Annotated in this window: 23 protein-coding genes; 16 read left to right on the top strand and 7 right to left on the bottom strand. The window is 71.1% G+C overall.

Annotated elements, in window-relative coordinates:
* Positions 1–202: 202 nt before the first annotated feature.
* Positions 203–1,492: an ABC transporter substrate-binding protein gene (locus ELQ40_RS13805; protein WP_127794204.1), complete on the top strand. Its 1,290-nt coding sequence runs from the start codon at positions 203–205 to the stop codon at positions 1,490–1,492.
* A 579-nt stretch (positions 1,493–2,071) separates the two neighbouring features.
* On the opposite strand, the gene ELQ40_RS13800 is transcribed toward ELQ40_RS13805, so the two are convergent.
* From ELQ40_RS13800 to ELQ40_RS13785, 4 genes are read right to left on the bottom strand one after another with little or no spacing between them, the layout of a single operon-like run.
* Entirely contained in the window at positions 2,072–2,812 is a 741-nt protein-coding gene (locus tag ELQ40_RS13800) for an ABC transporter ATP-binding protein (RefSeq protein WP_127794203.1), read from the bottom strand.
* Positions 2,809–3,831 (bottom strand): ABC transporter ATP-binding protein, encoded by a 1,023-nt coding sequence (locus ELQ40_RS13795; protein ID WP_127794202.1) that lies wholly within the window; start codon positions 3,829–3,831, stop codon positions 2,809–2,811. The genes ELQ40_RS13800 and ELQ40_RS13795 overlap by 4 nt, the downstream gene beginning before the upstream one ends.
* A complete protein-coding gene (locus ELQ40_RS13790; RefSeq protein WP_127794201.1) occupies positions 3,821–4,801 on the bottom strand; it encodes a branched-chain amino acid ABC transporter permease in 981 nt (326 codons plus the stop codon). Before ELQ40_RS13790 ends, ELQ40_RS13795 begins: the two co-directional genes overlap by 11 nt.
* A 9-nt stretch (positions 4,802–4,810) precedes the next feature.
* On the bottom strand, positions 4,811–6,073 hold the full coding sequence (locus tag ELQ40_RS13785; RefSeq protein ID WP_370296793.1) for a branched-chain amino acid ABC transporter permease: 1,263 nt from the start codon (positions 6,071–6,073) through the stop codon (positions 4,811–4,813).
* A 405-nt stretch (positions 6,074–6,478) separates the two neighbouring features.
* Here ELQ40_RS13785 and guaB point away from each other — a divergent pair, with 405 nt between their 5' ends.
* The 3 genes from guaB (at position 6,479) to ELQ40_RS13770 (ending at position 10,060) form a co-directional block, all read left to right on the top strand.
* Positions 6,479–7,981, top strand: a complete 1,503-nt coding sequence (gene guaB, locus ELQ40_RS13780; protein WP_127794200.1) for an IMP dehydrogenase — start codon at positions 6,479–6,481, stop codon at positions 7,979–7,981.
* 225 nt (positions 7,982–8,206) lie between these two features.
* Positions 8,207–9,055, top strand: a complete 849-nt coding sequence (locus ELQ40_RS13775) for an endonuclease domain-containing protein (protein WP_240665804.1) — start codon at positions 8,207–8,209, stop codon at positions 9,053–9,055.
* Between the two features lie 198 nt (positions 9,056–9,253).
* A complete protein-coding gene (locus ELQ40_RS13770) occupies positions 9,254–10,060 on the top strand; it encodes an ECF transporter S component (protein WP_127794199.1) in 807 nt (268 codons plus the stop codon).
* A gap of 31 nt (positions 10,061–10,091) precedes the next feature.
* On the opposite strand, the gene ELQ40_RS13765 is transcribed toward ELQ40_RS13770, so the two are convergent.
* Positions 10,092–11,246, bottom strand: coding sequence for a MalY/PatB family protein (locus ELQ40_RS13765; protein WP_127794198.1), 1,155 nt, complete (start codon positions 11,244–11,246; stop codon positions 10,092–10,094).
* A gap of 168 nt (positions 11,247–11,414) precedes the next feature.
* On the opposite strand from ELQ40_RS13765, the gene ELQ40_RS13760 reads away from it, so the two are divergent.
* Entirely contained in the window at positions 11,415–13,115 is a 1,701-nt protein-coding gene (locus ELQ40_RS13760) for an ABC-F family ATP-binding cassette domain-containing protein (RefSeq protein WP_127794197.1), read from the top strand.
* Positions 13,116–13,132: 17 nt separating this feature from the next.
* Here ELQ40_RS13760 and ELQ40_RS13755 read toward each other — a convergent pair whose 3' ends face one another.
* A complete protein-coding gene (locus ELQ40_RS13755; protein ID WP_240665803.1) occupies positions 13,133–13,672 on the bottom strand; it encodes a DoxX family protein in 540 nt (179 codons plus the stop codon).
* Positions 13,673–13,778: 106 nt separating this feature from the next.
* On the opposite strand from ELQ40_RS13755, the gene ELQ40_RS13750 reads away from it, so the two are divergent.
* The 5 genes from ELQ40_RS13750 to ELQ40_RS13730 all read left to right on the top strand — a co-directional run bounded on the left by ELQ40_RS13750 (position 13,779) and on the right by ELQ40_RS13730 (position 18,802).
* The gene (locus tag ELQ40_RS13750) at positions 13,779–14,330 is read left to right on the top strand and encodes a TetR/AcrR family transcriptional regulator (protein WP_127794196.1); all 552 of its coding nucleotides are present in this window, start codon (positions 13,779–13,781) and stop codon (positions 14,328–14,330) included.
* 9 nt (positions 14,331–14,339) lie between these two features.
* Positions 14,340–15,464 (top strand): GuaB3 family IMP dehydrogenase-related protein, encoded by a 1,125-nt coding sequence (locus ELQ40_RS13745; RefSeq protein WP_127794195.1) that lies wholly within the window; start codon positions 14,340–14,342, stop codon positions 15,462–15,464.
* A 179-nt stretch (positions 15,465–15,643) separates the two neighbouring features.
* Complete coding sequence (locus ELQ40_RS13740; RefSeq protein WP_127795316.1) at positions 15,644–17,356, top strand: glycerol-3-phosphate dehydrogenase/oxidase; 1,713 nt, start codon at positions 15,644–15,646, stop codon at positions 17,354–17,356.
* Between the two features lie 63 nt (positions 17,357–17,419).
* On the top strand, positions 17,420–17,914 hold the full coding sequence (locus tag ELQ40_RS13735; protein WP_127794194.1) for a cation:proton antiporter regulatory subunit: 495 nt from the start codon (positions 17,420–17,422) through the stop codon (positions 17,912–17,914).
* Positions 17,915–17,965: 51 nt separating this feature from the next.
* Positions 17,966–18,802, top strand: coding sequence for an SURF1 family protein (locus tag ELQ40_RS13730; RefSeq protein ID WP_127794193.1), 837 nt, complete (start codon positions 17,966–17,968; stop codon positions 18,800–18,802).
* A gap of 18 nt (positions 18,803–18,820) precedes the next feature.
* On the opposite strand, the gene ELQ40_RS13725 is transcribed toward ELQ40_RS13730, so the two are convergent.
* Positions 18,821–19,237: a VOC family protein gene (locus tag ELQ40_RS13725; protein ID WP_127794192.1), complete on the bottom strand. Its 417-nt coding sequence runs from the start codon at positions 19,235–19,237 to the stop codon at positions 18,821–18,823.
* A 91-nt stretch (positions 19,238–19,328) separates the two neighbouring features.
* Between ELQ40_RS13725 and ELQ40_RS13720 the strand changes: the two genes are divergently transcribed.
* From ELQ40_RS13720 to ELQ40_RS13695, 6 genes are all read left to right on the top strand, one after another.
* Positions 19,329–19,925 carry a TetR/AcrR family transcriptional regulator gene (locus tag ELQ40_RS13720; protein WP_127794191.1) on the top strand — a complete coding sequence of 199 codons (597 nt, stop codon included), beginning with the start codon at positions 19,329–19,331 and terminating at the stop codon, positions 19,923–19,925.
* Positions 19,926–19,934: 9 nt separating this feature from the next.
* Complete coding sequence (locus ELQ40_RS13715) at positions 19,935–20,423, top strand: DUF3817 domain-containing protein (RefSeq protein WP_127794190.1); 489 nt, start codon at positions 19,935–19,937, stop codon at positions 20,421–20,423.
* 80 nt (positions 20,424–20,503) lie between these two features.
* Positions 20,504–22,054, top strand: coding sequence for a glutamine-hydrolyzing GMP synthase (gene guaA, locus ELQ40_RS13710; protein ID WP_205649507.1), 1,551 nt, complete (start codon positions 20,504–20,506; stop codon positions 22,052–22,054).
* Between the two features lie 105 nt (positions 22,055–22,159).
* Positions 22,160–23,107, top strand: coding sequence for an L-lactate dehydrogenase (locus tag ELQ40_RS13705; RefSeq protein ID WP_127794188.1), 948 nt, complete (start codon positions 22,160–22,162; stop codon positions 23,105–23,107).
* A 121-nt stretch (positions 23,108–23,228) separates the two neighbouring features.
* Complete coding sequence (locus ELQ40_RS13700; RefSeq protein WP_164863602.1) at positions 23,229–23,669, top strand: YciI family protein; 441 nt, start codon at positions 23,229–23,231, stop codon at positions 23,667–23,669.
* Between the two features lie 7 nt (positions 23,670–23,676).
* Positions 23,677–24,960 (top strand): RNA polymerase sigma factor, encoded by a 1,284-nt coding sequence (locus ELQ40_RS13695; protein ID WP_127794187.1) that lies wholly within the window; start codon positions 23,677–23,679, stop codon positions 24,958–24,960.
* Positions 24,961–25,031 lie beyond the last annotated feature (71 nt).

Raw genomic sequence — 25,031 nt, 5'->3', positions numbered from 1 at the left:
ATCGTTGCGTTCGGGCGGTTCGCCGCGCGTGGCTTCGTGCGCCGACCCGGTGGAATGTGACGCAAATGTAACGTTTCGGCGGGTGTTATCGGGTTGTGACCGGAATCCGTTGTTGGGATGCCGCCCCCGAACGTACTGTGACAGGACGGCGTCCCCGTTGCGGGGCGCATCAGAACCAATTCCTTCAGTCCCAAGGAGCAACATGAGCGTTTTCGGCACATCCCGCCCCGCTCGTTCGCGTGGCAAGGTCTGGACGGGCGTCGCGGTCACCGCGGCCAGCGCCCTCCTCCTGTCGGCCTGTGCGAGCGGCGACACGGATTCATCGGGTGGGGAGAGCCAGGGTCCCCGTGAGGAGCTGGCGCTCACGATCGGTACTGCCCTGCCGCAGACCGGCAACCTCGCCTTCCTCGGCCCGCCCGAGGAAGCCGGCGTCGCCTACGCGACGGCCCAGATCAACGAGGTCACCGACACGACCGGCCTGACGCTCGACGTCGTCTACGGCGACTCCGGCGACACCGACAACAAGGCCTACGAGACCGAGATCCCCCGCCTCCTCGGCGAGGACGTCTCGGCCATCATCGGCGCCGCGTCGTCGGGCACGTCGCTGCAGTTCATCGACCAGGTCACCGGTGCCGGCGTCATCCAGTTCTCGCCGGCGAACACGTCCGACGCGTTCACCACGTACGACGACAACGGCCTGTACTTCCGTACCGCGCCGTCCGACGTGCTGCAGGGCGAGGTGCTCGGCAACCTGATCGCCGAGGACGGCAACCAGACGCTCGGCCTCATCGTGCTGAACGACTCGTACGGCACCGGTCTCGCGAAGTACGTCACCGAGGCCTTCGAGGCTGCCGGCGGCGAGGTCGTCGCGGCCCCGACGTACAACACGGGTGACACCACGTTCGACGCCCAGATCGGCGAGGTCCTCGCGGCCGACCCCGACGCGATCGCCCTGATCACGTTCGACGAGGTCTCGACGATGCTCCCCAGCCTCTTCGGGCAGTTCCCGGCCGACAAGCTCTACTTCGTCGACGGCAACCTGAAGAACTTCGAGGAGGGCACCTTCCCCGCCGGTTCGCTGACCGGTGCGAAGGGCACGCTGCCGGGCCTGTCGATCGACTCGATCTCGGACTTCACCGGTGAGCTGGACGCCTTCCTCGAAGAAGAAGGCACCCCGGCGCTCGAGGACTACAGCTACGCTGCCGAGTCCTTCGACGCGACCGTGCTGCTCGCGCTGGCCGCGCTTGCCGCGAACTCGACCGACTCCGCCGACATCGCGGCGAAGCTGGCCGAGGTCTCCGGTGGCGAGGGCGACGGTGAGAAGTGCACCTCGTTCGCGGAGTGCGCCGACATCATCATCGGCGGCGGCACGGCCGACTACGACGGCATCTCCGGTCCGATCACCTTCGACGAGGTGGGCGACCCGACCGAGGCGTCGATCGGCATCTACCAGTACGGCGAGGACAACACCTACGCGGCGTACGAGGGGTGATCTGACCCTGGTCTGACCCGAACGCACGGGCCCCGGTCTTCGGACCGGGGCCCTTCTGCGTGCCCCGGGGCGCCCTTGCGTGCCCGGGGCGCCCCTGCGTGCCCGGGGCGCCCCTGCGTGCCCCGGGGCCCTTCTGCGTGCCCGGGGGCGCCTCAGCGCGTTCCGGCGCGTCTACGCGTCCTGGGTATCCGTCTGCGCGGCGCGGCGCGTCTGCGCATCCTGGCCCGTGTGCGCGTCCCCGAGGCCCCGTGGGCGCCTCCTGAGGCCCGTCTCCGTCTCCCGGCCCGCCTCCGATCCGGAGTCGCCGACTGTGGCCGATATCGCCGCGCGCGATCGTCGGATCGGCCACACTCAGCGCGTTCCAGCCGCACCCGGCGGATTCGCGCGCCCAGGCCCGTGCCCACCCCGCGCAGGCGGACGGTGCGGCGGCCCGGCGCATCCTGGCGGCCCCCTGATGCGGGTAGCCGCGAGGCGAGCACGGAGCATCCGCCCGCCGACACGCGGAAGGGGCGGGCCCGCTTGCGCGGACCCGCCCCTTCCCTGCACCTGAACGGCCCGCAGGCCGTTCAGGCAGGCACGTCAGGTGCCGAGCGTGCCGAGGTAGAGCTCGGTGACCTTCGGGTCGCTGAGCAGGTCGCGGCCCGAGCCCGTGTAGGCGTCGCGGCCCTGGTCGAGCACGTATCCGCGGTCGCAGATCTGCAGGCAGCGCCTGGCGTTCTGCTCGACCATGATGCAGGTCACGCCCGCCTTGTTGATCTCCGAGACCCGGATGAACGCCTCGTCCTGGCGGACGGGCGACAGGCCGGCCGACGGCTCGTCGAGCAGCAGCACCTTCGGGTCCATCATGAGCGCGCGGCTCATCGCGACCATCTGGCGCTCACCACCCGACAGCGACCCGGCGCGCTGCTTGAGGCGCTTGCCGAGCTCCGCGAAGATGCCCGTCACGAACTCGAGGCGCTCCTTGTAGACGCCGGGCCGTTGGAACAGGCCCATCTGCAGGTTCTCCTCGATGGTGAGGCTCGGGAAGACGTTGTTCGTCTGCGGGATGAAGCCCACCCCGCGGGAGACGAGCTTGTTCGCCTTGAGTCCCGTGATGTCCTCGCCCTCGAGCGAGATGGTGCCCTCGCGAACGTTGACCTGGCCGAAGATCGCCTTCAGCAGCGTCGACTTGCCGGCGCCGTTCGGGCCGATGATGCCGATCAGTTCGCCCTGGTTCGCGACGAGGGAGCATCCGTTCAGGATGTTGACGCCGGGCAGGTAGCCCGCGTGCACCTCGTCGACGACGACGACGGGCGTGCCGGTCTCGACGGTCGTGGTCACTTCTCCTCCTCCTCGAGCTCTGCGAGACCCTCCGCGAGGATCTCGTCGCGGGCCGCGGCATCCGCCGTCGCCTCGGCGCCCTCGGGCGCGTAGCGCCCGGTGACGACGCCGAGGTCGAGCTCCTGGTGCGCGCCCAGGTAGGCGTCGATGACCGCCGGGTCCTGCATGACGGTGTACGGGTCGCCCTCGGCGACCACGCGCCCCTCGGCCATGACGACGACCCAGTCCGCGATGTGGCGGACCATGTGCATGTCGTGCTCGACGAAGAGCACCGTCATGCCCTCGTCCTTCAGGTCGAGGATGTGGTCGAGCAGCGACTGCGTGAGCGCCGGGTTGACGCCCGCCATCGGCTCGTCGAGCATGACCAGCTTCGGCTCGCTCATGAGGGCCCTGGCCATCTCGAGGAGCTTGCGCTGGCCGCCGGAGAGGCTCGCCGCGAAGTCGTCCGCCTTGGCGTCCAGCTTGAACTTCTGGAGCAGCGTCTCGGCCCGCTCCTCGATCTGCGCGTCCTGGCCGCGCCAGGCCGCCGGGATCAGGCTCGACCAGAACCGCTCGCCGCGCTGTCCCTTGGCGCCGAGCTTCATGTTCTCCATGACGGTCAGCAGGCCGAGCGCCTTGGTGAGCTGGAACGTGCGCACCTGGCCCATGCGCGCCACCTTGTAGGCGGGAACGCCCGAGAGCGACGTGCCGTCGAAGGTCCAGGAACCCTCGTTCGGCTTGTCGAACCCGGTGAGCAGGTTGAACAGCGTGGTCTTGCCGGCACCGTTCGGACCGATGAGCGCGGTGATCGCGCCCCTCGGGATCTCGAGGTGCTCGACGTCGACCGCCGTGAGACCGCCGAACGTGCGGCGGACGCCGTCGGCCACGATGATCGGGTCGACCTTTGCGACTCCGGGCTTCGCGTCGCCGACGTGGAGACCGGTGGTCTTGGGGCGTGCGACCGGCGCGGTGGGCGTGGCCGTCGCGGCTGCGTCGGCAGCCGTCGTGGGCTCGTCGGGAGCCGGGAACTCACTTGACAAAGGTCAGCTCCTTCTTGTTGCCGAGGATGCCCTGTGGCATGAAGATCACCAGCAGCATCAGCGCGACGCCCACGAGGATGAAGCGCAGCGTGCCCGCCTGGATCTGGGTCATGAACGGGAGGACACCCGCCTGGACGAGTGCGGGCAGGAAGTTCGAGAGGAACGTCTGCAGCACCCAGAAGATGAGCGAGCCGAGCAGCGGCCCGAACACGGTCGCCGCGCCGCCGAGCAGCAGGGCCGTCCAGACGAAGAACGTGAGCGAGGTCACGTACACGCCGGGGCTCGCCGCACGGTCGAGCGCGTACACGATGCCGCCGGCCGCGGCGAGCACGCCGCCGAGCACGAGGGCCTGCATCTTGTACGCGAACGCGTTCTTGCCGAGCGCGCGCACCGCGTCCTCGTCTTCACGGATGCCCTTGAGCACACGGCCCCAGGGGCTGCGCATGAGCATCCAGACGACGAGCACGGCGATCGCGAGGGTGACGAGGCCCATGATGCGGACCCACCACTCGTTGGCGGTGTACTCCCACGGGCCGAAGCCGTACGTGCCGTCGGGGATCGGATTGGAGTCGCGGAACGAACCCTGGTAGCCCGACAGGCCGTCGGCAGAGCCGGTGTACTCGTCGAACGCGGTCGTCAGGAAGAGCAGTCGCACGACCTCGGCGGCCGCGATCGTCACGATCGCGAGGTAGTCGCCGCGCAGCCGCAGCGTCGGGACGCCGAGGATGAGCGCGAAGACCGCGGATGCGACGAGCCCGACGATGATCGCCAGCCACCACGGGAATCCGAAGGTGAGCGACGAGATCGCGTAGCCGTAGGCGCCGATGGCCATGAAGCCGGCGATGCCCATGTTGAGCAGGCCCGCGTAGCCGAAGTGCACGGCGAGGCCGAGCGCGGCGAGCGCGTAGCCGATGGTCGCCGGGCTGAGGATCGACGAGAGCGAATTGGAGAAGATCTGAAGCCAGTCCATGGTGCGCGCCTATCCGATTCTCTCGCGTCGGCCGAGGATGCCCTGCGGGCGGAACAGCAGGATCACGATGAGGATGACGAGCGCTCCCGCGTACTTCAGGTCGTCGGGGATCCACAGGCCCGAGACCTCGACGAGGACGCCGACGATCAGGGAGCCGATCAGCGCGCCGAACGCGGTGCCGAGGCCGCCGAGGGTCACCGCCGCGAACATGAGCAGCAGCACCTGCGCGCCCATGTCCCACTTGATGCCGGGCCGGTAGTAGGCGTACAGGATGCCGGCGAGGCCGGCGAGGCCGCCTGCGACGATCCAGACGATGCGGACGACCTGGTCGACGTCGATGCCGGATGCCGCCGCGAGCGACGAGTTGTCGCTGATCGCACGCGTCGCCTTGCCGATGCGCGAGTACGTGAGCCAGAGCGCGAAGCCGACGATCACGAGGATCGACAGGATGATCGAGGCGATGTCGATCACGCTGAGCTGGATCGGCCCGAAGGCCAGCTTCGGCGCCGAGGCGTACGGGAGCTGCGTCGTGCCGCCGCCGATGAAGTACTGGTAGATGTACCGCATCGTGAGCGAGAGGCCGATCGAGACGATCATGAGCTGCACGACGCCGACGCGCTTGCGCCGCAGTGGTCGCCAGAGGATCACGTCGAGCACGTACCCGAGCAGGGCGCTGAGGATCACCGCGACCGGCAGCCCGATCCACAGCGGCAGCGCGAGGGATCCCGCGCTGACGAGGAACGATGCCGCGATCGCGCCGAAGGTGACCATCTCGCCATGGGCGAAGTTCGAGATGCCGGTCGTGCCGAACACGAGCGACAAGCCGACTGCCGCGAGTCCGAGCATGAGGCCGAAGTTGATGCCCTGCACGAGGCGCTGCAGGAACTGGTCCCAGACGCTCGTGACGTTGCGTTCGCCCTCGCCGATGAAGAAGTTCACGGTCACGCGCCCTCCGGCGCCGACGGTGACCTCCTTCTCGTTGGGGCTGTCGTCCTCGGGGTCGACGACCGCGATGCCCTCGGGCAGCGTGTCCTCGTCGAGGGTGACGGTGTAGTCGTCCTTCTCCGGGACGCTGACGCGCCACTGGCCGTTCTCGTCGGTCTCGACCTCTTGCTCACCCCCCGGACCGTCGACGATCAGGACGACGCCCTCGAGCGGTTCTCCGTCGAGTTGGACGTTGCCGCTGATGCGGTAGGGGTCGCCCTCCGCGGCAGCGGCGGGACCGGCCGTGAGTGTCAGCACGGCGATGACGGCGGCGAGTGCGGCGAGGATGACGCCGACCAGCCGGGCGAGGCGGCCCGGTGGGGACGCGACGGCATGGGTTGGGGATCTCACGAAACCTCCAGATCGGGACACGCAGCCGACGTCGGTCTCGTCGTCTGCGAAGGAGACGCTATGAGCGTAGTGTGTCCGCGGTGTTTCATCGGTGCGTACTTCGAGAACCGCGATGGAATCGTGAACTTCCTGCGACCGGAGCCGGAAGATCGGATGTCGCTGCGAACGCCCTCCCCGACGGTCCGAGCGCCGCCGTCGGCGCGGAATAAACGCTCAGGCTCCGCCATTAGAATCGGTAGACACCGCGCGCGGCAGATCCCGTCGAGGCGGTGGATCTCGATGCCGATCGCGCGGCCGGCACCCACTCCGGCCGGCACCAGTCGCACACGGAGGCGCGCCCACATGGACCAGCACGACCCCTTCGGATTCACGGGTCTCACCTACGACGACGTGCTCCTGCTTCCGGGACACACCGACGTGATCCCGAGCGAGGCCGAGACGGCGTCGCGGCTGACGCGGCGCATCACGGTGGCGACGCCGCTGCTGTCTGCGGCGATGGACACCGTGACCGAGACGCGCATGGCGATCGCCATGGCCCGCCAGGGCGGCATCGGCATCCTGCACCGCAACCTCTCGATCGCCGACCAGGCCGACATGGTGGACCGCGTGAAGCGCTCCGAGTCGGGCATGGTGTCGAACCCGGTCACCACGTCGCCCGAGGCATCCGTCGCCGATGTCGACCGGCTCTGCGCGACGTACCGGGTCAGCGGACTGCCGGTCGTCGACGACGAGGGCGTGCTCGTCGGCATCATCACGAACCGCGACATGCGCTTCGTCTCCGACTTCGAGAAGGCGTCGACCAAGGTCTCCGAGGTCATGACCAAGGCGCCGCTGATCACGGGCCGCGTCGGCATGAACCCCGACGAGGCGCTCGCGATCTTCGCGCAGCACAAGGTCGAGAAGCTGCCGCTCGTCGACGACGAGGGCCACCTGACCGGCCTCATCACGGTGAAGGACTTCGACAAGTCGGAGCAGTACCCGAACGCGACGAAGGACTCCGAGGGGCGCCTGCGCGTGGGCGCCGCGATGGGCTTCTTCGGCGACGCATGGGAGCGCGCCGAGGCGCTGCGCGACGCGGGCGTCGACGTGCTGGTCGTCGACACCGCCAACGGCGAGTCGGCGGGCGTGCTCGACATCATCCGCCGGCTGAAGGCGGACCCGACGTTCGCGCACATCGACGTGATCGGCGGCAACGTCGCGACGTACGAGGGCGCGAAGGCGCTCGTCGAGGCAGGGGCCGACGCGGTCAAGGTCGGCGTCGGACCGGGCTCGATCTGCACCACCCGCGTCGTCGCGGGCGTCGGCGTGCCCCAGGTCACCGCGGTCTACGAGGCGTCCAAGGCGACGCGGCCGGCGGGGGTTCCGCTCATCGCCGACGGCGGCCTGCAGTACTCGGGCGACATCGCGAAGGCGCTCGTCGCCGGTGCCGACACGGTCATGCTCGGATCGCTCCTCGCCGGAACGGCCGAGAGCCCTGGCGAGCTCGTCTTCCAGAACGGCAAGCAGTTCAAGACGTACCGCGGCATGGGATCGCTCGGCGCGCTGCAGACCCGTGGCAAGAAGACCTCGTACTCCAAGGACCGCTACTTCCAGGCGGATGTCCCGAGCGACGACAAGCTGATCCCCGAGGGCATCGAGGGCCAGGTGCCCTACCGCGGGCCGCTGTCGGCGGTCGCCTACCAGCTCATCGGCGGGCTGCGTCAGTCGATGTTCTACGTCGGCGCACGCACGGTCGAGGAGCTGAAGTCGAAGGGCCGCTTCGTGCGGATCACGCCGGCCGGGCTCAAGGAGTCGCACCCGCACGACGTGCAGATCGTCGTCGAGGCGCCGAACTACACGCGGTAGGGGCGCGCGGCGGCGTCGCGGCGGCGGCGTGGCGGCGCGAACTTCGGAGGAACGCGCGAAGTCCGGAGCATCCCGCCCGAATCCTCCGAGGTCGAGCTGATCCTCCGACCTTCGCGCGGCGCGAGCCGTGGGGGAGTACTCCTCCACAGCCGGAGGCGACGCGCGTGCCTGCACGGTCGCCGGTACTCGGGGCAGACCAGTGGCGGCCGAGGGCAGGCTGCAGGGGTGGAACTCGAGGCCTGGCTGCTCACCCGTGAGGGCATCGCGCACCGTGCCGAGGCGCTGCGCGCAGGTTTCGCGATCGCGAAGGTCCGCGGTCTCGTCCGCTCGGGCCGCGCGACGATGGTGCGCCGGGCGTGGATCGCGCTCCCCGAGGCCTCGACCGACCTGCTCGCGGCCGCCGCTGCGGGCGGCAAACTGTCGTGCCTGTCGCTGGCACGACGCCGCCATTGGTGGATCCCCGAGGGAGCGGATGGGGGAGTCCACCTGCACCTGCTCCCGCACGCCGGATCCGCTCGGCTCGACCATGGCCCGCCGCCTCGCCTGCACTGGAGCGTGCCGATCGCGCCTGCCGCGCGCACCGGACTCCTCGGCACGGTCGAGGACTCGCTCGCGCACCTCGCGATCTGCCTGCCACCCGACCGTGCCCTGGCCGTATGGGAGTCCGCCGCGAAAGCGGAGCGACTGGCGCCCGAGGCGCTCCGACGCGTGCGCTGGACCACCGTTCGGGCCCGCGAAATGGCCGAGCACGTGACCGGCCTGTCCGACTCGGGCATCGAGACGGACATCTTCACGGCGTTGCGTCGGCACGGTGTCGCCGTTCGTCAACAGGTCAGGATCGCCGGTCACCGCGTCGACGGACTGGTCGGCGCACGGCTGATCGTGCAGATCGACGGATTCGAGTTCCATGCCGCGTCGTCCGCGCAGCGAACCCGCGACATCGCCCACGATGCGGAGCTGCAGCTCCGCGGATACACCGTCCTGCGGTTCTCGTACCACCAGGTCGTGCGTGAACGACCCAACGTCGAACGGACCGTGCTGCGCGCGATCGCGCAGGGCCTGCACCTGCCCTGAGCGCGTCTCGTGGCCCGCGTGCCCGCTTGGAGCGGGGTGCGTGCGGGCTGCCAGGTTCGGAGGATTGCGCGAGGTTCGGAAGATCGTGCGGAGATCCTCCGGAGTATGCGCGATGCTCCGAACTTCGCGCGGCGGAACTCGAGGGCGGCGGTCGGAGCAGAAGGGTGACGGGGTGCGCTCGAGGGCGAGCAGGCGGGGGTGTCATGGGTCGACATGTCGGACGTGGGCGGTCGACGCGGCGAGGGCGAGGCGGCAGAATGGTCGATCGTGACCGAGCCCGAGCCCACCACACCCGCGCCTGCCGCGGGCAGCGAACCCGCCGTGGGCAGCGCACCCACCGCGCACACCGCGAGCAGCGACCCCGCCGCGAACAGCCGAACGTCCGCGGCGCCGCGCTCGCGCATCGCCTCGCCGTATTCGACGTCGTACCTGCTCACTGCGGCCGCGATCGCCGCGGCGACGGCCATCCTGCTCATCGCCGGCAACTGGATCGGGTACGCGACCTCCGCGATCCCGTGGATGAACGGCGTCACGCTCGGCCTGTGGGTGGTGCCGTGGGCGCTCGCGCTGCGCCTGCTGCCGCTACCCGGTACGACCCTGCTCGTCGCACTGTTCGCCGGAATCGTGATGGGGCCGTTCCAGCCCGACGGCTTCCGGGCGATCTACGTCAACCTCTGGTACGCGTTCTTCTTCGAGATCGTGTTCGCCGTCACCCTGTACCGCATCCAGCGACTCTGGCTGTGCATCGTGGGCGGTGTGCTCAACGGTGCGGTCTGGGGCGTGACCGTCGCGCTCGCGCTCGATGCCGCGTCGATGGTGCCGGGTGTCGTCGCGGCGACCATCCTCATCCCGACGATCAGCGGCGGGGTCGGCGGATGGCTCGGGTTCGTCATCGCCGACGCGCTGATCCGCCGCGGGGTGGGAACCACGACCCGCAAGCGCCTCGACCAGCGCCGCGCCGCTCGGGCCGCCGCACGCGCCGCGTCGGGAGCCCCGACCGCCTGAGCCCGGCCGCCCGAGCCCGGCCGCTGCGCTCTCAGCCCCGCGCGTCGGCGATCCGGGTGACCGCCTCGGCGAGCACCTCCGGCGAGCACGCGAGGTTGAGACGGGCATGGCCGGTGCCGACGGATGCCCCGAACGCGGGCCCGTTCGCGAGCGCGACCTTCGCATGCTCGAGCGCGTACGCGGCGGGGTCATCCCCCCAGCCGAGCGCCGTGAGGTCGAGCCAGGCGAGGTACGTGGCATCCGGGATGCGGTAGCGGACACCGGGCAGTTCGTCGGCGATCAGGTCGGCGAGCAGGCGCCGATTGTCGTCGATGCTCGCCAGCACGCCGTCGAGCCATGAACCGCCCTCGGTGAATGCGGCGATGCTCGCGATCGCGCCGAACTGGCCCATCCGCCACTCGACCTCGTAGGGCAGCGCCTCACGGACGCGGTCGCCGCGGTCGCTCGCCGTGACGATCATCGCGGCCTTCAGGCCCGCGAGGTTGAACGCCTTCGTCGCGGCGGTGATCGCGATGCCGACCTCGCGCGCCTCGTCGGAGACCGTGAGGAACGGGGTGTACGGCGTCGCCGGTTGCGCGAGCGGCCCGTGCACCTCGTCGCTGACGACGGTCGCGCCGAAGCCCTTCGCGAGATCGGCGAGCGCGCTGAGGTCCTCGGCGGCGTGCACCAGCCCGGTGGGGTTGTGCGGGTTGCACAGCAGCACCGCCCGCGCGCCCCCGGCCAGCGCAGCTTCGATGCCGAGCAGGTCGAGCCTCCACCCCTCGTCGATGCCGCCCGCGAGCGGGACCTCGACCACCGCGGCGCCGGCCTCGGTCACGAGGTCGAAGAACGGCGGGTAGATCGGCGGCATGACCACGACGCCGTCGCCGGGCTGCACCGTGCGGCGCAGCATCTCGACGATGCCCATGCTGACGTCGGCCGTGCAGGTGACGCGGGCGGGGTCGATCTCCCAGCCGAGCCGGCGGGCCGCGAACGGCGCGAACGCCTCGGCCACCGGGCGGCTGCCCGAGTGGTAGCCGGTGTCGGAGCGGCGGATCGCGGCGTGCAGGGCCTCGGCGATCGGCTCGGCGAGCGGGTAGTCCATCTCGGCGACGGGCAACGGCAGCACGTCGTCGGGGTAGGAGCGCCACTTCGCGCTCGTGCGGGTGCGGAGGAGGTCGATCGGGTCTGCCGGCACGCGATGCATGCCTCCATCCTGCACCCGTGGCCGGTCGGGCACCCGGGGTCCGCTCCGTCTGGCGGGGCATCCGCGACCTCGCTAGGCTGGTCGGCTGCCCGGTTCCGAGGACGACGGCGGCGCGGCCCGTGATCGGCGGGTCTGCCACGTGCACGGACACGAACGGATGCTCCACCCATGGGATTCCTCGACGTCAACGGCGTCTCCTTCTCGCTGCCCGACGGACGGCCGCTGCTCGCCGACGTGGCGTTCCGCGTACCCGAGGGGCGCACGACCGCGCTCATCGGCGCGAACGGCGCGGGCAAGACGACCCTGCTGCGCATCGTGCGCGGCGACCTGCGACCCGATGAGGGCAGCGTGCAGGTGGACGGCGGGCTCGGCGTCATGGACCAGTTCGTCGGCACCGGTCGCGTCATCGCGGGCGTGGATGCCACGGTCGGCGGCCTGCTCGTCTCGGTGGCCCCGCGGCGCGTTCGGGACGCGGCGGTCGAGCTCGAGGCATCCGAGGCCGCGCTCATCGACCGCGACGACACCCCGAACCAGATGCGGTACGCAGGCGCGCTCGCCGAGTACGCGGAGGCCGGCGGGTACGACCAGGAGGTCGTCTGGGACCACTGCACCTCGGCGGCGCTGGGCATCCCATGGGAGCGGGCGAGGTGGCGCGACCTGTCGACGCTCTCGGGCGGGGAGCAGAAGCGGCTCGCCCTCGAAGCCCTGCTGCGCGGGCCCGAGCAGGTGCTTCTGCTCGACGAACCCGACAACTCGCTCGACGTGCCGGGCAAGCGGTGGCTCGAGCAGCAGCTGCGGCAGACGCCGAAGACGGTGCTGCTGGTCTCGCACGACCGCGAGCTGCTGGCCGCTGCGGCCGACCGTCTCGTGACCCTCGAGGCGAGCCCGGCGGGCAGCTCGGCCTGGGTGCACGGCGGTGGGTTCGAGGGGTACCACGCCGCTCGTGAGGCGCGATTCGAGCGGCTGGACGAGCTCAGGCGACGGTGGGACGAGCAGCACGTGCAGTTGAAGACGCTGGTAGCGACACTGAAGGTGAAGGCGACGTACAACGACGGTCTCGCGTCGAGGTACCAGGCGGCGCAGACCCGGTTGCGGAAGTTCGAGGAGGCGGGCCCGCCGGAGGCGCGGCCACCGGCTCAGGCGGTGTCGATGCGGCTGCGCGGGTCGCGCACGGGCAAGCGCGCGGTGATCGCCGAGGGACTCGAGCTCACCGGGCTCATGCGACCGTTCGACCTCGAGGTCTGGTACGGCGACCGGGTCGCGGTGCTCGGCTCGAACGGCTCGGGCAAGTCGCACTTCCTCCGGCTGCTCGCGGCGGGTGGCTCGGACCCCGACCCGATGCAGGGGCACGTCACCGACCGAGGCGCCCGCATCGAACCGGTCGCGCACGACGGTCGGGCGGTGCTCGGGGCGCGAGTGGTGCCGGGGTGGTTCGCGCAGGGCCATGAACTCCCCGAACTGCGCGGCCGCACCCTGCTCGACATCCTGCATCGCGGCGACGCGAACCGCGATGGGATGCCGCGCGAGCAGGCGAGCTCGGCGCTCGACCGGTACGGCCTGGCGGCCTCCGCGCACCAGGTGTTCGACTCGCTGTCTGGCGGCCAGCAGGCGCGCCTGCAGATCCTGCTGCTCGAGCTCTCAGGGGCGACGCTGCTGCTGCTCGACGAGCCGACCGACAACCTCGACCTCGTCTCGGCGGAGGCGCTGGAGGACGCGCTCGCCCGGTTCGACGGCACGGTGCTCGCGGTCACGCACGACCGGTGGTTCGCGCGGAGCTTCGACCGGTTCCTGGTGTTCCGGGCTGACGGCGAGGTCGCCGAGGCGGACGCTCCCGTGTGGGACGAGGGGCGCGTCGCGCGGGTGCGGTGACCGGCCCTCTGCGGACGTCAGCCAAGCGCGACAGCGAGGCACGCCGCGACGAACCCGACCTGTTCGACCGTGCGGGGGACGAGCGGCGACCCGCCGCGCCGGGCCTCACGGACGTTGGCTGGGAAGACGGCGACGAGCAGGGCGGCGAGGCACCAGGCCGCGAGGCGATGGGTCGGCGGGAACAGCAGTCCGAGTGCTCCGGCCGCCTCGAGCACGCCGGTCGCGGCGACGATCAGGTCGGGGCGCGGCAGCGCGGGCGGGACCATGGCGACCAATCCGGCCCGGACTCCCGGGACCAGCCGGCCGATCGCGCCCATGAGGAAGAGTGCGACGAGCCCGCCCGTGACGGCGGCCTGCCAGCCGGCGAGCGCGGGGATGCCGACGGCGGCCAGGGCGGCGCCGGTGAGGGCGGTGATGGCGGTTCCCGCGACGAACGCGATGGGGACGGGGGAGACGAAGGTCTGCACCCAGGGGTTGCGTCGTGGAGCCGTGGAGGCGTCGCCCGTGGTGCCGGTGCCGGCGGGGAGACCAGGTGCGGGAGGTCGGTGATCGGTCATGACGGGTTCCTCGCGATCGGTGAGCGGATGGCTAATCTTGTCAGTGACTAGATTGCGCACGAACCTCGATCTTGTCAATGGCTAGATGCGTGCGTATGGTCGAGGCATGGCGTACCACCACGGCGACCTCAGGGAGGCACTGCTCCAGGCGGCGATCGAGGCGATCGACGAGCGCGGCGTGGACGCCCTGAGCCTGCGCGACCTCGCGCGCCGGACCGGCGTCTCGCATGCCGCCCCCGCGCACCACTTCGGCGACCGGGCCGGGCTGTTCACCGCGATCGCCGCGGACGGGTTCGAACGGCTCGCCGCGGGCCTCGAGGCATCCGAGGACCTGGTCGAGGCGGGTGTCGCGTACGTCGACTTCGCGACCCGCGAGCGTGCGCGGTTCGAGGTCATGTTCCGGCCTGAACTCCTGCGCGACGACGATCCCGCACTCGTCGCCGCACGCGAGCGCGCAGGTTCGGTGCTGCGCGCCGGCGCCGGACCGATGGGCGGCGACGCCCGCGCGAACACGCTCGCCGCCTGGTCGCTCATGCACGGGCTCTCGACGCTCTGGAACGCCGGCGCGATCGCCGACCCCCCGTCGGACGACGCGGCCGTCGTCGCCAAGCAGGTCGCCGTGCGCCTGTTCCGTCGGGCCGACGACGCCGTTCGGTAGGGTTGTCGGGTGACCCAGGAGATCGAGATCGGCCGCGCCAAGCGCGGACGCCGAGTGTACGCGTTCGACGACATCGCGATCGTGCCGAGCCGCCGGACCCGCGACCCCGAGGACGTGTCGGTCGGCTGGTCGATCGACGCGTACCAGTTCGACATCCCGTTCCTCGCGGCGCCCATGGACTCGGTCGTCTCACCGGCCACCGCCATCGCGATGGGTAGGCTCGGCGGACTCGGCGTGCTCGACCTGGAGGGCCTCTGGACCCGGTTCGAGGAGCCCGAGATCGCCCTCGCGGAGATCCGCAACCTCAACCCCGAGCGCGCGACCGCCCGCATGCAGGAGCTCTACGCCGAGCCCATCAAGCCCGAGCTGGTCACCGCCCGCCTGGCCGAGATCCGCGCGGCGGGCGTCACCGTCGCCGGCGCGCTCTCGCCGCAGCGCACGCAGGAGCTCACCGAGACCGTCGTCGCCGCGGGCGTCGACCTGTTCGTGATCCGCGGCACCACGGTCTCGGCCGAGCACGTCTCGAAGAACCAGGAACCGCTGAACCTGAAGAAGTTCATCTACGAGCTCGACGTCCCGGTGATCGTCGGTGGCGCCGCGACCTACACCGCGGCGCTCCACCTCATGCGCACCGGCGCGGCGGGCGTGCTCGTCGGCTTCGGCGGTGGCGCGGCGTCGACGACCCGCACCTCGCTCGGCATCCACGCCCCGATGGCGACCGCCGTCGCCGACGTCGCGGGCGCACGTCGCGACTACCTCGACGAGTCGGGCGGGCGGTACGTGCACGTCATCGCCGACGGCGGCGTCGGCGTCGCCGGCGACATCGTCAAGGCGATCGCCTGCGGCGCGGACGCCGTCATGCTCGGCGCGGCGCTCGCACGGGCGACGGACGCCCCCGGCGGCGGCTGGCACTGGGGCGCCGAGGCGCACCACGCGAAGCTGCCGCGCGGCCAGCGCGTGCGCGTCGGCCAGGTCGCGCCGCTCGAGGAGATCCTCTACGGCCCGGCGCCGAGCGCCGAGGGCACCGCGAACCTCGTCGGCGCCCTGCGCAAGTCGATGGCGACGACCGGGTACTCCGACCTCAAGGAGTTCCAGCGCGTGGAGGTCGTCGTCGCCCCGTACCAGGGGGCATGAACGGTTCACAGCTCGCGCTCAGGCGCGTCGGGTGCGACCGCCACGTGGCTCGGGTAGCGTGGAAAGCGGATTGCGGCGCCCGCCGTGGCGCCGCCGGATAGGGGGCGACTGTGGCCGCTGGGAAGACGGCGTCGAACGCGACTGGTCGAGGCGCGAAGCAGGGAAGCGCGGCCAACTCCGTGTCGCGGTCCACGAAACTGGGACCGGACGAACGGGCCGCCGCGATCGCGCGACTGCGTGAGAAGGAACTCGACATCCTGGTCGTCGGCGGTGGCATCGTCGGCACCGGTGCAGCGCTCGACGCGGTGACCCGCGGATTGTCGACCGGCCTCCTCGAGGCCCGCGACTGGGCGTCGGGCACGTCGAGCCGGTCGTCGAAGCTGGTGCACGGAGGCATCCGGTACCTGGAGCAGCTGGACTTCCGACTCGTCCGCGAGGCGCTCATCGAGCGTGGACTCCTGCTGCAGCGGATCGCGCCGCACCTGGTCAAGCCCGTGCGGTTCCTCTACCCGTTGCAGAAGCGCTTCTTCGAGCGGTTCTACATCGGCGCGGGCATGCTGTTGTACGACGTGTTCAGCTACTCGGGCGGGCGTCCGCCCGGAGTGCCCCATCACCGTCACCTCACCAAGCGGCAGGTGCACAAGGCCATCCCGTCGCTGTCGTCGAACGCGATGGTGGGCGGGCTCACCTACTACGACGCGCAGGTCGACGACGCTCGCTACGTCGCGAGCCTCGCGCGCACCGCGAGCTTCTACGGCGCGCACGTCGCGAGCCGCGTGAAGGTCGAGGGGTTCCTCAAGGTGGGCGAGCGGGTCGTGGGCGTGAAGGCGCACGACCTGCAGACCGACGAGCGCTTCGAGATCCGCGCCAAGCAGGTCGTGAACGCGACCGGCGTCTGGACGGACGACACGCAGCGGATGGTGGGCGAGCGCGGCACGTTCAAGGTGCGGGCGTCGAAGGGCATCCACCTCGTGGTGCCGCGCGACCGCATCCAGTCGGCGATGGGCATGATCTTCCGCACCGAGAAGAGCGTGCTCTTCGTGATCCCGTGGGGCCGGCACTGGCTCATCGGCACGACCGACACCGACTGGAATCTCGACAAGGCGCATCCGGCGGCGACGGCGGCCGACATCGACTACCTGCTCGAGCACGTGAACCGCGTGCTGAACATCCCGCTGACGCGTGAGGACGTCGAGGGCGTCTTCGCGGGGCTCCGGCCACTGCTCGCCGGGGAGAGCGACCAGACCTCGAAGCTCAGCCGCGAGCACATCGTGGCGCACACCGTGCCGGGGCTCGTCGTGGTGGCGGGCGGCAAGTGGACCACGTACCGGGTGATGGCGAAGGACGCGATCGACGCGGCCGCGGACGCGCTCGACGGGCGCGTGCCGCCGTCGACCACGCAGGAGATCCCGCTGCTCGGTGCCGAGGGCTACCAGGCGGCGTGGAACAAGCGCGGGAAGATCGCGCGCGCGTTCGACGTGCACAAGGTGCGCATCGAGCACCTGCTGAACCGGTACGGCACGATGACCGACGAACTGCTCGACCTGATCCGGAGCAACCCGAGCCTCGGCGAACCGCTTCCCGGCGCCGACGACTACCTGGCCGCCGAGGTCGTGTACGCGGCGAGCCACGAGGGCGCGCTGCACCTCGACGACGTGCTCGCCCGCCGCACCCGCATCTCGATCGAGGCGTGGGATCGCGGTGTCTCGGCGGCGCCGGTCGCGGCGTCGCTGATGGCGGGCGTCCTCGGGTGGGATGCCGCCCGCGAGCGGCTCGAGGTCGAGCGATACCTCCAGCGCGTCGAGGCCGAGCGTGCCTCGCAGCAGCAGCCCGACGACGAATCGGCTGACCGGGTGCGGCTCGAGGCACCCGACATCGTCACGGTCGACTGACGGCGAAGCGGGGCGGCGACGATTCGTCGCCCCGGGCTTGGACCCGAGAGCGGGGGCGGTTCGATGGTCGAGGTGCGGCTGGTGCGGCTGCCGGGGGTCGGCATGCTGCACTCGTTCACGACGATGGCCGGGGTCGAGGTCTCGGTCATCGCGCATCGCACGGGCGTCAGCGATCTCGTGATCCGCATGCACGGCGAGGATCGCGGCGTCTCGAACCTGCGCCTCGACGAGGAGGAGGCCCGCACGCTCGCCGACCTGCTCGGCGGCACCCGAATCGTCCAGTCGATCGACGACCTCGACGACCTTCCCGGGGTGCCGATCGACTGGGCCACCGTGGGCGAGCACGACTCGCTGGCGGGGCATCCGCTCGGCTCGTTGGCCCTGCCCGACGGGGTCGTGATCGTCGCGCTCGTGCGCGGCGAGAGCGCGACGCCGACGCCCGCGCCCGACGTGGTCGTGCTGCCCGGCGACATCCTGGTGGCGGTCGGTCCGGAGGAGGGCGTCGAACGGGCGTTCCGGGCGATCTCGATCGGCGGCGCGGCGGAGCCGCCCGCCTGACGCCCGGGGACTCGGCTCGGTCCCATCTTCGCGCGGGTAGGCTGGTGCACCGTGCCCGCCGACTCCCGCCGCCCCATGCTCCGCATGATGATGCGGCCCCGCTGGATCGCCGCGCTGTTGCTCGCGCTCGGCATCGCCGCCGCGTTCGCGGCCCTCGGGCAGTGGCAGATCGAGCGGGCCGTGGAGCAGGCCGTGGTCGAGGAGCGGCCGACGGAGCAGGTGCGCCCGTTCGCGGGGATCGCCGAACCGGATGCCCCGACCGAGCAGACGGCGACCGGCCAACTGGTCGAGGTGGCCGGTGCGTATGTACCCGGCGACACGGTTCTCGTGGAGGGCCGGCTGAACGACGGCGTGCTCGGCACGTGGGTCGTCGCCCACCTCGAGGTCGGCGACGGCGAGCCCGGCGGGCTGCCGATCGCGCTGGGCTGGGCCGCCGACCACGCCGACGCCGAGGGGGCGCTCGACGCGTTCGAGGCGTCGGTCGCCCGGTCTCCGGACGCGGTCGTGACCGTCGAGGGGCGGTTCCTTCCGAGCGAGGCGCCCATGGTGCCCGAGGACGATGCGGACCCGCAGCGGATGCAGACGGTCGCGGTGGCGCAGCTCATCAACGTGTGGGCCGACTACGACGACCGGCCCGTGTACTTCGGCTACGTGACCGCCGCGGAACCGGTCGAGGGCCTCGACGCGATCTCGTCGCCGCCGCCGGAGCAGGAGGGCGAGCTGAACTGGCTCAACGTCTTCTACGCGGTCGAGTGGGTCGTGTTCGCGGCGTTCGCGATCTACCTCTGGTACCGGCTCGTGCGCGACGCCGTGGAACGCGAGCGCGAGGAGGCCGAGCTCGCGGCCGCCGAGGCATCCGTTGCGGGAGGCGGACCGGGCGGCGCGTGACGCCGCCCGGCCGGGCCGTCACGCTTCTGCGTCGCGTCCGAACGCCGCTGCGAACTCGGGTACCGGTTCGATCTCGGTGATGACGTCGACGAGGACGCCGCCGGGATCGACCACGATCACGTGTCGCTGACCGAACGCCTCGCTGCGCAGCTCCTGGGCGACCGGTACACCGGCGGCGGCGAGCGACGCGGCGAGCGCGTCGACGTCGTCGACCTCGAGGTTGACGAGCATGCCGCGGGCGACGCCGCCGTGCCCGGAGGGGATGGACGGGTGCGTGCCGTCGAGGAGCGCGAGCTCGTGGCCGGCGTCCGGATGGCGCAGGCTCACGTACCAGTCGGACTCGAACGTCGACTCGAACCCGAAGTGGGTGCGGTAGAACTCGGCGCTCGCGGAGACATCCGTGGTGCAGAGCACGGGGTAGCAGCCGGTCAGCATGGGAGGATCCTTCCGATCAAGATACATACAGTGTGTATGTGTTTTGATGGTGACTGACATACAGTGTGTATGTCAAGAGGTGGAGGAACGGATGGCGACCAAGGCCGAGCAACGCGAGCGCACGCGGGCCGAACTCGTGCGCATCGCCACCGGACGTTTCGCCGAGCACGGCTATGCCGGCGTCGCCCTCGAGGACCTCGTCGCGGACGCAGGCCTGACCCGTGGCGCGGTCTACCACCACTTCGGCAGCAAGCTCGGGCTGTTCCGGGCGGTCGTCGAGCGGGAGCAGGCGCGCGTCGCCGAGGTCGTGGAGTCAGCCGCCGACGCCGAGGCCGACGTGGTCGAGGGGTTCCTCGCCGGCTGCCGCGCCTTCCTCGAGGCGAGCCTCGCACCCGGTGCCAGGCGCATCCTGCTCGTGGACGGACCCGCCGTGCTCGGCTGGGACGCCTGGCGCGAGGGCGACGCCGACACGAGCGTGCGCCTGCTCGACGAGGGCATCGCCGAACTCGCCGCGGCGGGCGTCATCGAGGACCGCTCGCTCGCCACCGTCGGCACCATGGTCTCGGGCGCGCTCAACGAGGTCGCGATCGCCGACGCGGACGCCGACGATCCGCGCGCCCGCATCGACGAGACCGTCGACGTGCTGCGCCGGATGCTGCGGGGTCTGGCCCCCTCGCGCGCCGCGTAGACTGGTCGCATGCCCCTCGAGCCCAAACTCGCCGATCTGCCGCGCATTCGCGGGGCGCTGAAGTTCTACCAGGTCGCCTCGGTGATCACCGGCGTCATGCTGCTCCTGCTCTGCGCCGAGATGCTCCTCAAGTACGTCTGGCACCTGGAGCTCTACGCCTTCGGCCCCGGCGGGCTGTTCAGCTTCGAGCCGGTCGTCGAGACCGCCGAGGGCCTCGAGTCGACCGGCGTCGGCGTCAACCTCTCCACCGGCATCCTCATCGCCCACGGCTGGTTCTACGTCGTGTACCTCTTCAGCGACTTCCGGCTGTGGAGCCTCATGCGCTGGCGGTTCGGGCGCTTCATCCTCATCGCGATGGGCGGCATCGTGCCGTTCCTCTCGTTCTTCCTCGAGGCCCGCGTCGGCCGCGAGGTCAAGGCCTACCTCGCCCGTCGCGAGGCGGAGGCCGCCGCAGCATCCGTTCCCGCAGCCGACGACCCCGTGGAGGCCCAGTCGTGACCGAACAGCCCAACGGCACCGAACCGCCCGCTGCGCAGCCCGACGGCGCCGCGCAGCCGAACGGCACCGAGCAGCGGCCCGTGCTCGTGGTCGACTTCGGTGCGCAGTACGCGCAGCTGATCGCGCGCCGCGTACGCGAGGCATCCGTGTACTCCGAGATCGTGCCCCACACCATCACCGCGGCCGAGGTCGCGGCCCGCAACCCGGTCGGCATCGTGCTGTCGGGCGGCCCGAGCTCGGTCTACGAGGAGGGCGCGCCGTCGCTCGACGAGGGCATCCTCGAGCTCGGCGTCCCGACGTTGGGCATCTGCTACGGCTTCCAGGTGATGGCACGCCAACTGGGCGGTGAGGTCGCGCACACGGGCCAGCGCGAATACGGCTCGACCGAGACGACCGTGCGCAGCGACGACAACCTGCTGCTCGGCGGGCAGCCCGAGCACCAGATCACGTGGATGAGCCACGGCGACTCGGTCTCGATCGCGCCCGAGGGCTTCCAGGTGCTCGCCTCGACCGCGTCGACGCCCGTCGCGGCGTTCGCGAACGACGAGAAGAAGTTCTACGGCGTGCAGTGGCACCCCGAGGTCAAGCACTCCGCGCACGGGCAGAGCGTGCTCGAGAACTTCCTGCACCGCGCCGCGGGCATCGCGGCCGACTGGAACGCCGGCAACGTCATCGCCGAGCAGGTCGCCCGCATCCGCGAGCAGGTGGGCTCCGCCCGCGTCATCTCCGCGCTCTCGGGCGGCGTCGACTCCGCCGTCTCGACCGCGCTCGTGCAGCAGGCCGTCGGCGACCAGCTCACCGCGGTCTTCGTCGACCACGGTCTGCTCCGCAAGGGCGAGCGCGAGCAGGTGCAGCAGGACTACGTGGCCGCGACCGGCGTGAACCTCGTCACGGTCGACGCCGCAGACACGTTCCTCGCCGCGCTCGAGGGCGTCAGCGACCCCGAGCAGAAGCGCAAGATCATCGGCCGCGAGTTCATCCGCGCGTTCGAGCAGGCGGAGCTCGACCTCGTCGCCGAGGCCGCGGCCTCGGGCGAGAAGGTGAAGTTCCTCGTGCAGGGCACGCTGTACCCCGACGTCGTCGAGTCCGGCGGCGGCACGGGCACCGCGAACATCAAGAGCCACCACAACGTGGGCGGGCTGCCCGAGGACCTCCAGTTCGAGCTCGTCGAACCGCTGCGCACCCTCTTCAAGGACGAGGTGCGCCAGATCGGCCGCGAACTCGGGCTGCCCGAGGCGATCGTCGCGCGCCAGCCGTTTCCGGGGCCAGGCCTCGGCATCCGCATCGTGGGCGAGGTCACCCGTGATCGTCTCGATCTGCTCCGTGAGGCCGACGCGATCGCGCGCGAGGAACTGAGCGCGGCCGGCCTCGACGGCGAGATCTGGCAGTGCCCCGTGGTGCTCCTCGCCGACGTGCGCTCGGTCGGCGTGCAGGGCGACGGCCGCACGTACGGGCATCCGATCGTGCTGCGTCCCGTGTCGAGCGAAGACGCGATGACCGCCGACTGGACGCGGCTGCCCTACGACGTGCTCGCGAAGATCTCGAACCGCATCACCAACGAGGTGCGCGACGTCAACCGCGTCGTGCTCGACGTCACGTCGAAGCCGCCGGGGACCATCGAGTGGGAATGAGCCGCACCAGCGGCTGAGCGAGGGGCGCGGACCTGGAGGTCCGCGCCCTTCGGCGTTCCGGCGGGCCCTCGCACGCCGGCGGCCCGCCACGGCAGGATGGAACCCATGACGGGATTCCGGGGTTCGAAGCTGTCGGTCATCGGTGCGGGGAGCGTGGGGTCGAGCCTTGCGTACGCCGCGCTCATCAGGGGGTCGGCGAACGAGGTCGCGCTGTACGACATCGCCACCGAGAAGGTCGAGGCCGAGGTGCTCGACCTCGCGCACGGCACGCAGTTCACGCAGTCGCTCATCACGGGAGGCGACGATCCGGCCGTGCTCGAGGGCAGCGACGTCGTGGTGATCACGGCGGGCGCCAAGCAGAAGCCGGGTCAGACCCGCATCGAACTGCTCGGCACGAACATCCGGATCCTCGAGAGCCTGCTGCCGGTCGTCACCGAGCGCGCGCCCGACGCCACGATCATGCTCGTCACCAACCCGGTGGACGTCCTGACGAAGGTCGCCGTCGAGATCACCGGCCTGCCGCCGACCCGGGTGTTCGGGTCGGGCACCGTGCTCGACACGTCGCGACTGCGGTGGCTGCTCGGCGAACGGCTCGGGGTCTCGACGTCGAGCGTGCACGCGTACATCGTGGGGGAGCACGGCGACACCGAATTCCCGCTGTGGTCGAGCGCGACCATCGGACCCGTGCCCCTGCTCGAGTGGGAGGGCGGCGCGCGCGTCTCGGCGGAGGAGCTCGACCGGATCGCGGTCGACGTGCGCGACGCGGCGTACCGCGTCATCGCGGGCAAGGGGGCGACCAACTACGCGATCGGCCTCTCCGCGGCGAGGATCGCGGAGGCCGTGCTCGCCGACGAGCAGGTGGTGCTGCCGGTCAGCACGGTGCTCGACGGCTACCGCGGCATCTCGGGGGTCGCGCTCTCGGTGCCCTGCATCGTCGGCGCGTCGGGTCCACGGCCGGTGCCGAACACGCCGTTCTCCGACGAGGAGGGCTCGAAGCTGGATGCCTCGGCGGAGGCGCTGCAGCGGGCGCTGGCGGACATCGGGCGGGGCTGAGGGCGGCGCTCGAGGCATCCGCCGAAATCTTTTCCAGGTCGTGTCGATCCGCCCGTTCCCCGTTCGACGCATGCATGAGAGGGTCGAACAGGATCGACCCGGACGACGAAGGAGAACGACGATGTCGAAGTACATGCTGATCATGCGGGCCGACGACCAGGGCGTGGCGACCTACGAGGAGCTCCCGTTCGACCAGGTGATCGAGGCCATGGGCCGCTACAACGAGTCGATGATGCAGGCGGGCGTGCTGCTCGCCGGCGAGGGGCTGAGCGACGCGAGCGAGGGCTTCGTCGTCGACTTCTCGGGTGAGAAGCCGCTCGTCACCGACGGCCCCTACGGAGAGACGAAGGAGCTGTTCAACGGCTTCTGGATCATCGAGGTCGCCTCCAAGGAGGAAGCCGCGGAGTGGGCGTCGCGCGCGCCGCTCGGCCCGGGTGCGTACCTCGAGGTGCGCCGGGTCCACGATGAGAGCGACTTCCCGCAGGACAACGAGTGGATCCAGAAGGAGTTCGGATGGCGCGAGGAGCAGGCCGCGAAGGCCGGGCAGGCTGCGCAGTCCTGACCGCCCGATGACGGATGCCACGGGTGAGCGCCGCGTCGACGAGGAGTCGGCGCGGCGCTCCGTCGTGGCCGTGTGGCGCATCGAGTCGGCACGCATCGTCGCGACGCTGACCAAGGTGGTCGGCGACTTCGGCCTCGCCGAGGACCTCGCCCAGGACGCCCTCGTCGATGCGCTCGCGCAGTGGCCCGTCGAGGGCGTGCCGCGAAATCCCGGCGCATGGCTCACCTCGGTCGCCAAGCGCAAGGCGATCGACGGCTGGCGGCGCCGCGAGCGCTACGACGACCGCCTCGCCGCGATCGCGCACGATCTCGAGGCGGAGCAGCAGCGGCAGACGGATGCCCCGCCCTGGGACCCCGACGAGATCGGCGACGACGTGCTCAGGCTGGTCTTCATCGCCTGCCATCCGGTGCTCTCCCGGGAGGCGCAGGTCGCGCTCACGTTGCGCGTCGTGGGTGGGCTCACGACCGAGGAGATCGCGAAGGCGTTCCTCGTGCCGACGTCGACCGTGCAGCAGCGCATCGTCCGCGCGAAGCAGGCGCTCGCCGACGCCGGCGTCGGGTTCGAGGCGCCGGCACGCGACGAGTTCGCGCAACGGCTCGGCACCGTGCTCGGCGTGCTGTACCTGATCTTCAACGAGGGCTACGCGGCGAGCTCGGGCGACGAGTGGATGCGCCCCGAGCTCAGCCGTGAGGCGCTCCGGCTCGGCCGGACGGTGGTCGCCCTGGTGCCGCGCGAGCCGGAGGCGCACGCCCTCGTGGCGCTCATGGAGTTGACGGCAGCTCGATTCCCCGCGCGCCTCGACCGCGACGGCCATCCGGTGCTGCTCGCCGACCAGGACCGCACCCGGTGGGACCGCTCCGCGATCACGCGAGGCCGCGCGGCGCTGGCCCGAGCCGACGCGATCGGGCGCGGGCGAGGGGCGTACGCGCTGCAGGCCGCGATCGCCGAGCAGCACGACCTCGCGGCATCCGTCGACGACACCGACTGGCAGGCGATCGTCGCGATCTACGACGGGCTCGTGTCACTGACGCCGTCGCCCGTGGTCGAGCTGAACCGCGCGGTCGCGGTCGCGATGGCGTCGGGGCCCGGGGCCGGCCTCGAGCTCGTCGATGCGCTGGCCGACGACAAGCGGCTCCGGCTCTCGCACCTGCTGCCGAGCGTGCGCGGCGAACTGCTCGCCCGCCTCGGCCGCGACGACGAGGCCCGGGCGGAGTTCGAACTCGCGGCGCAGCGCGCCGAGAACGCCCGCGAACGTGCGGTGCTGCTCGCGAAGGCCGCCGCGCGGCGCTGACCCCGCCGGAAACGGCGAACGGGCCGCCGTCCCGGAGGACGACGGCCCGTTCGAGGTTCCGCGACGCGAGC

This window comes from Agromyces sp. LHK192 (genome assembly GCF_004006235.1).
Lineage (GTDB): Bacteria > Actinomycetota > Actinomycetes > Actinomycetales > Microbacteriaceae > Agromyces.
The sequence above is the reverse complement of the archived record's forward strand: the minus strand, read 5'-3'. Positions and strand labels throughout refer to the sequence as shown.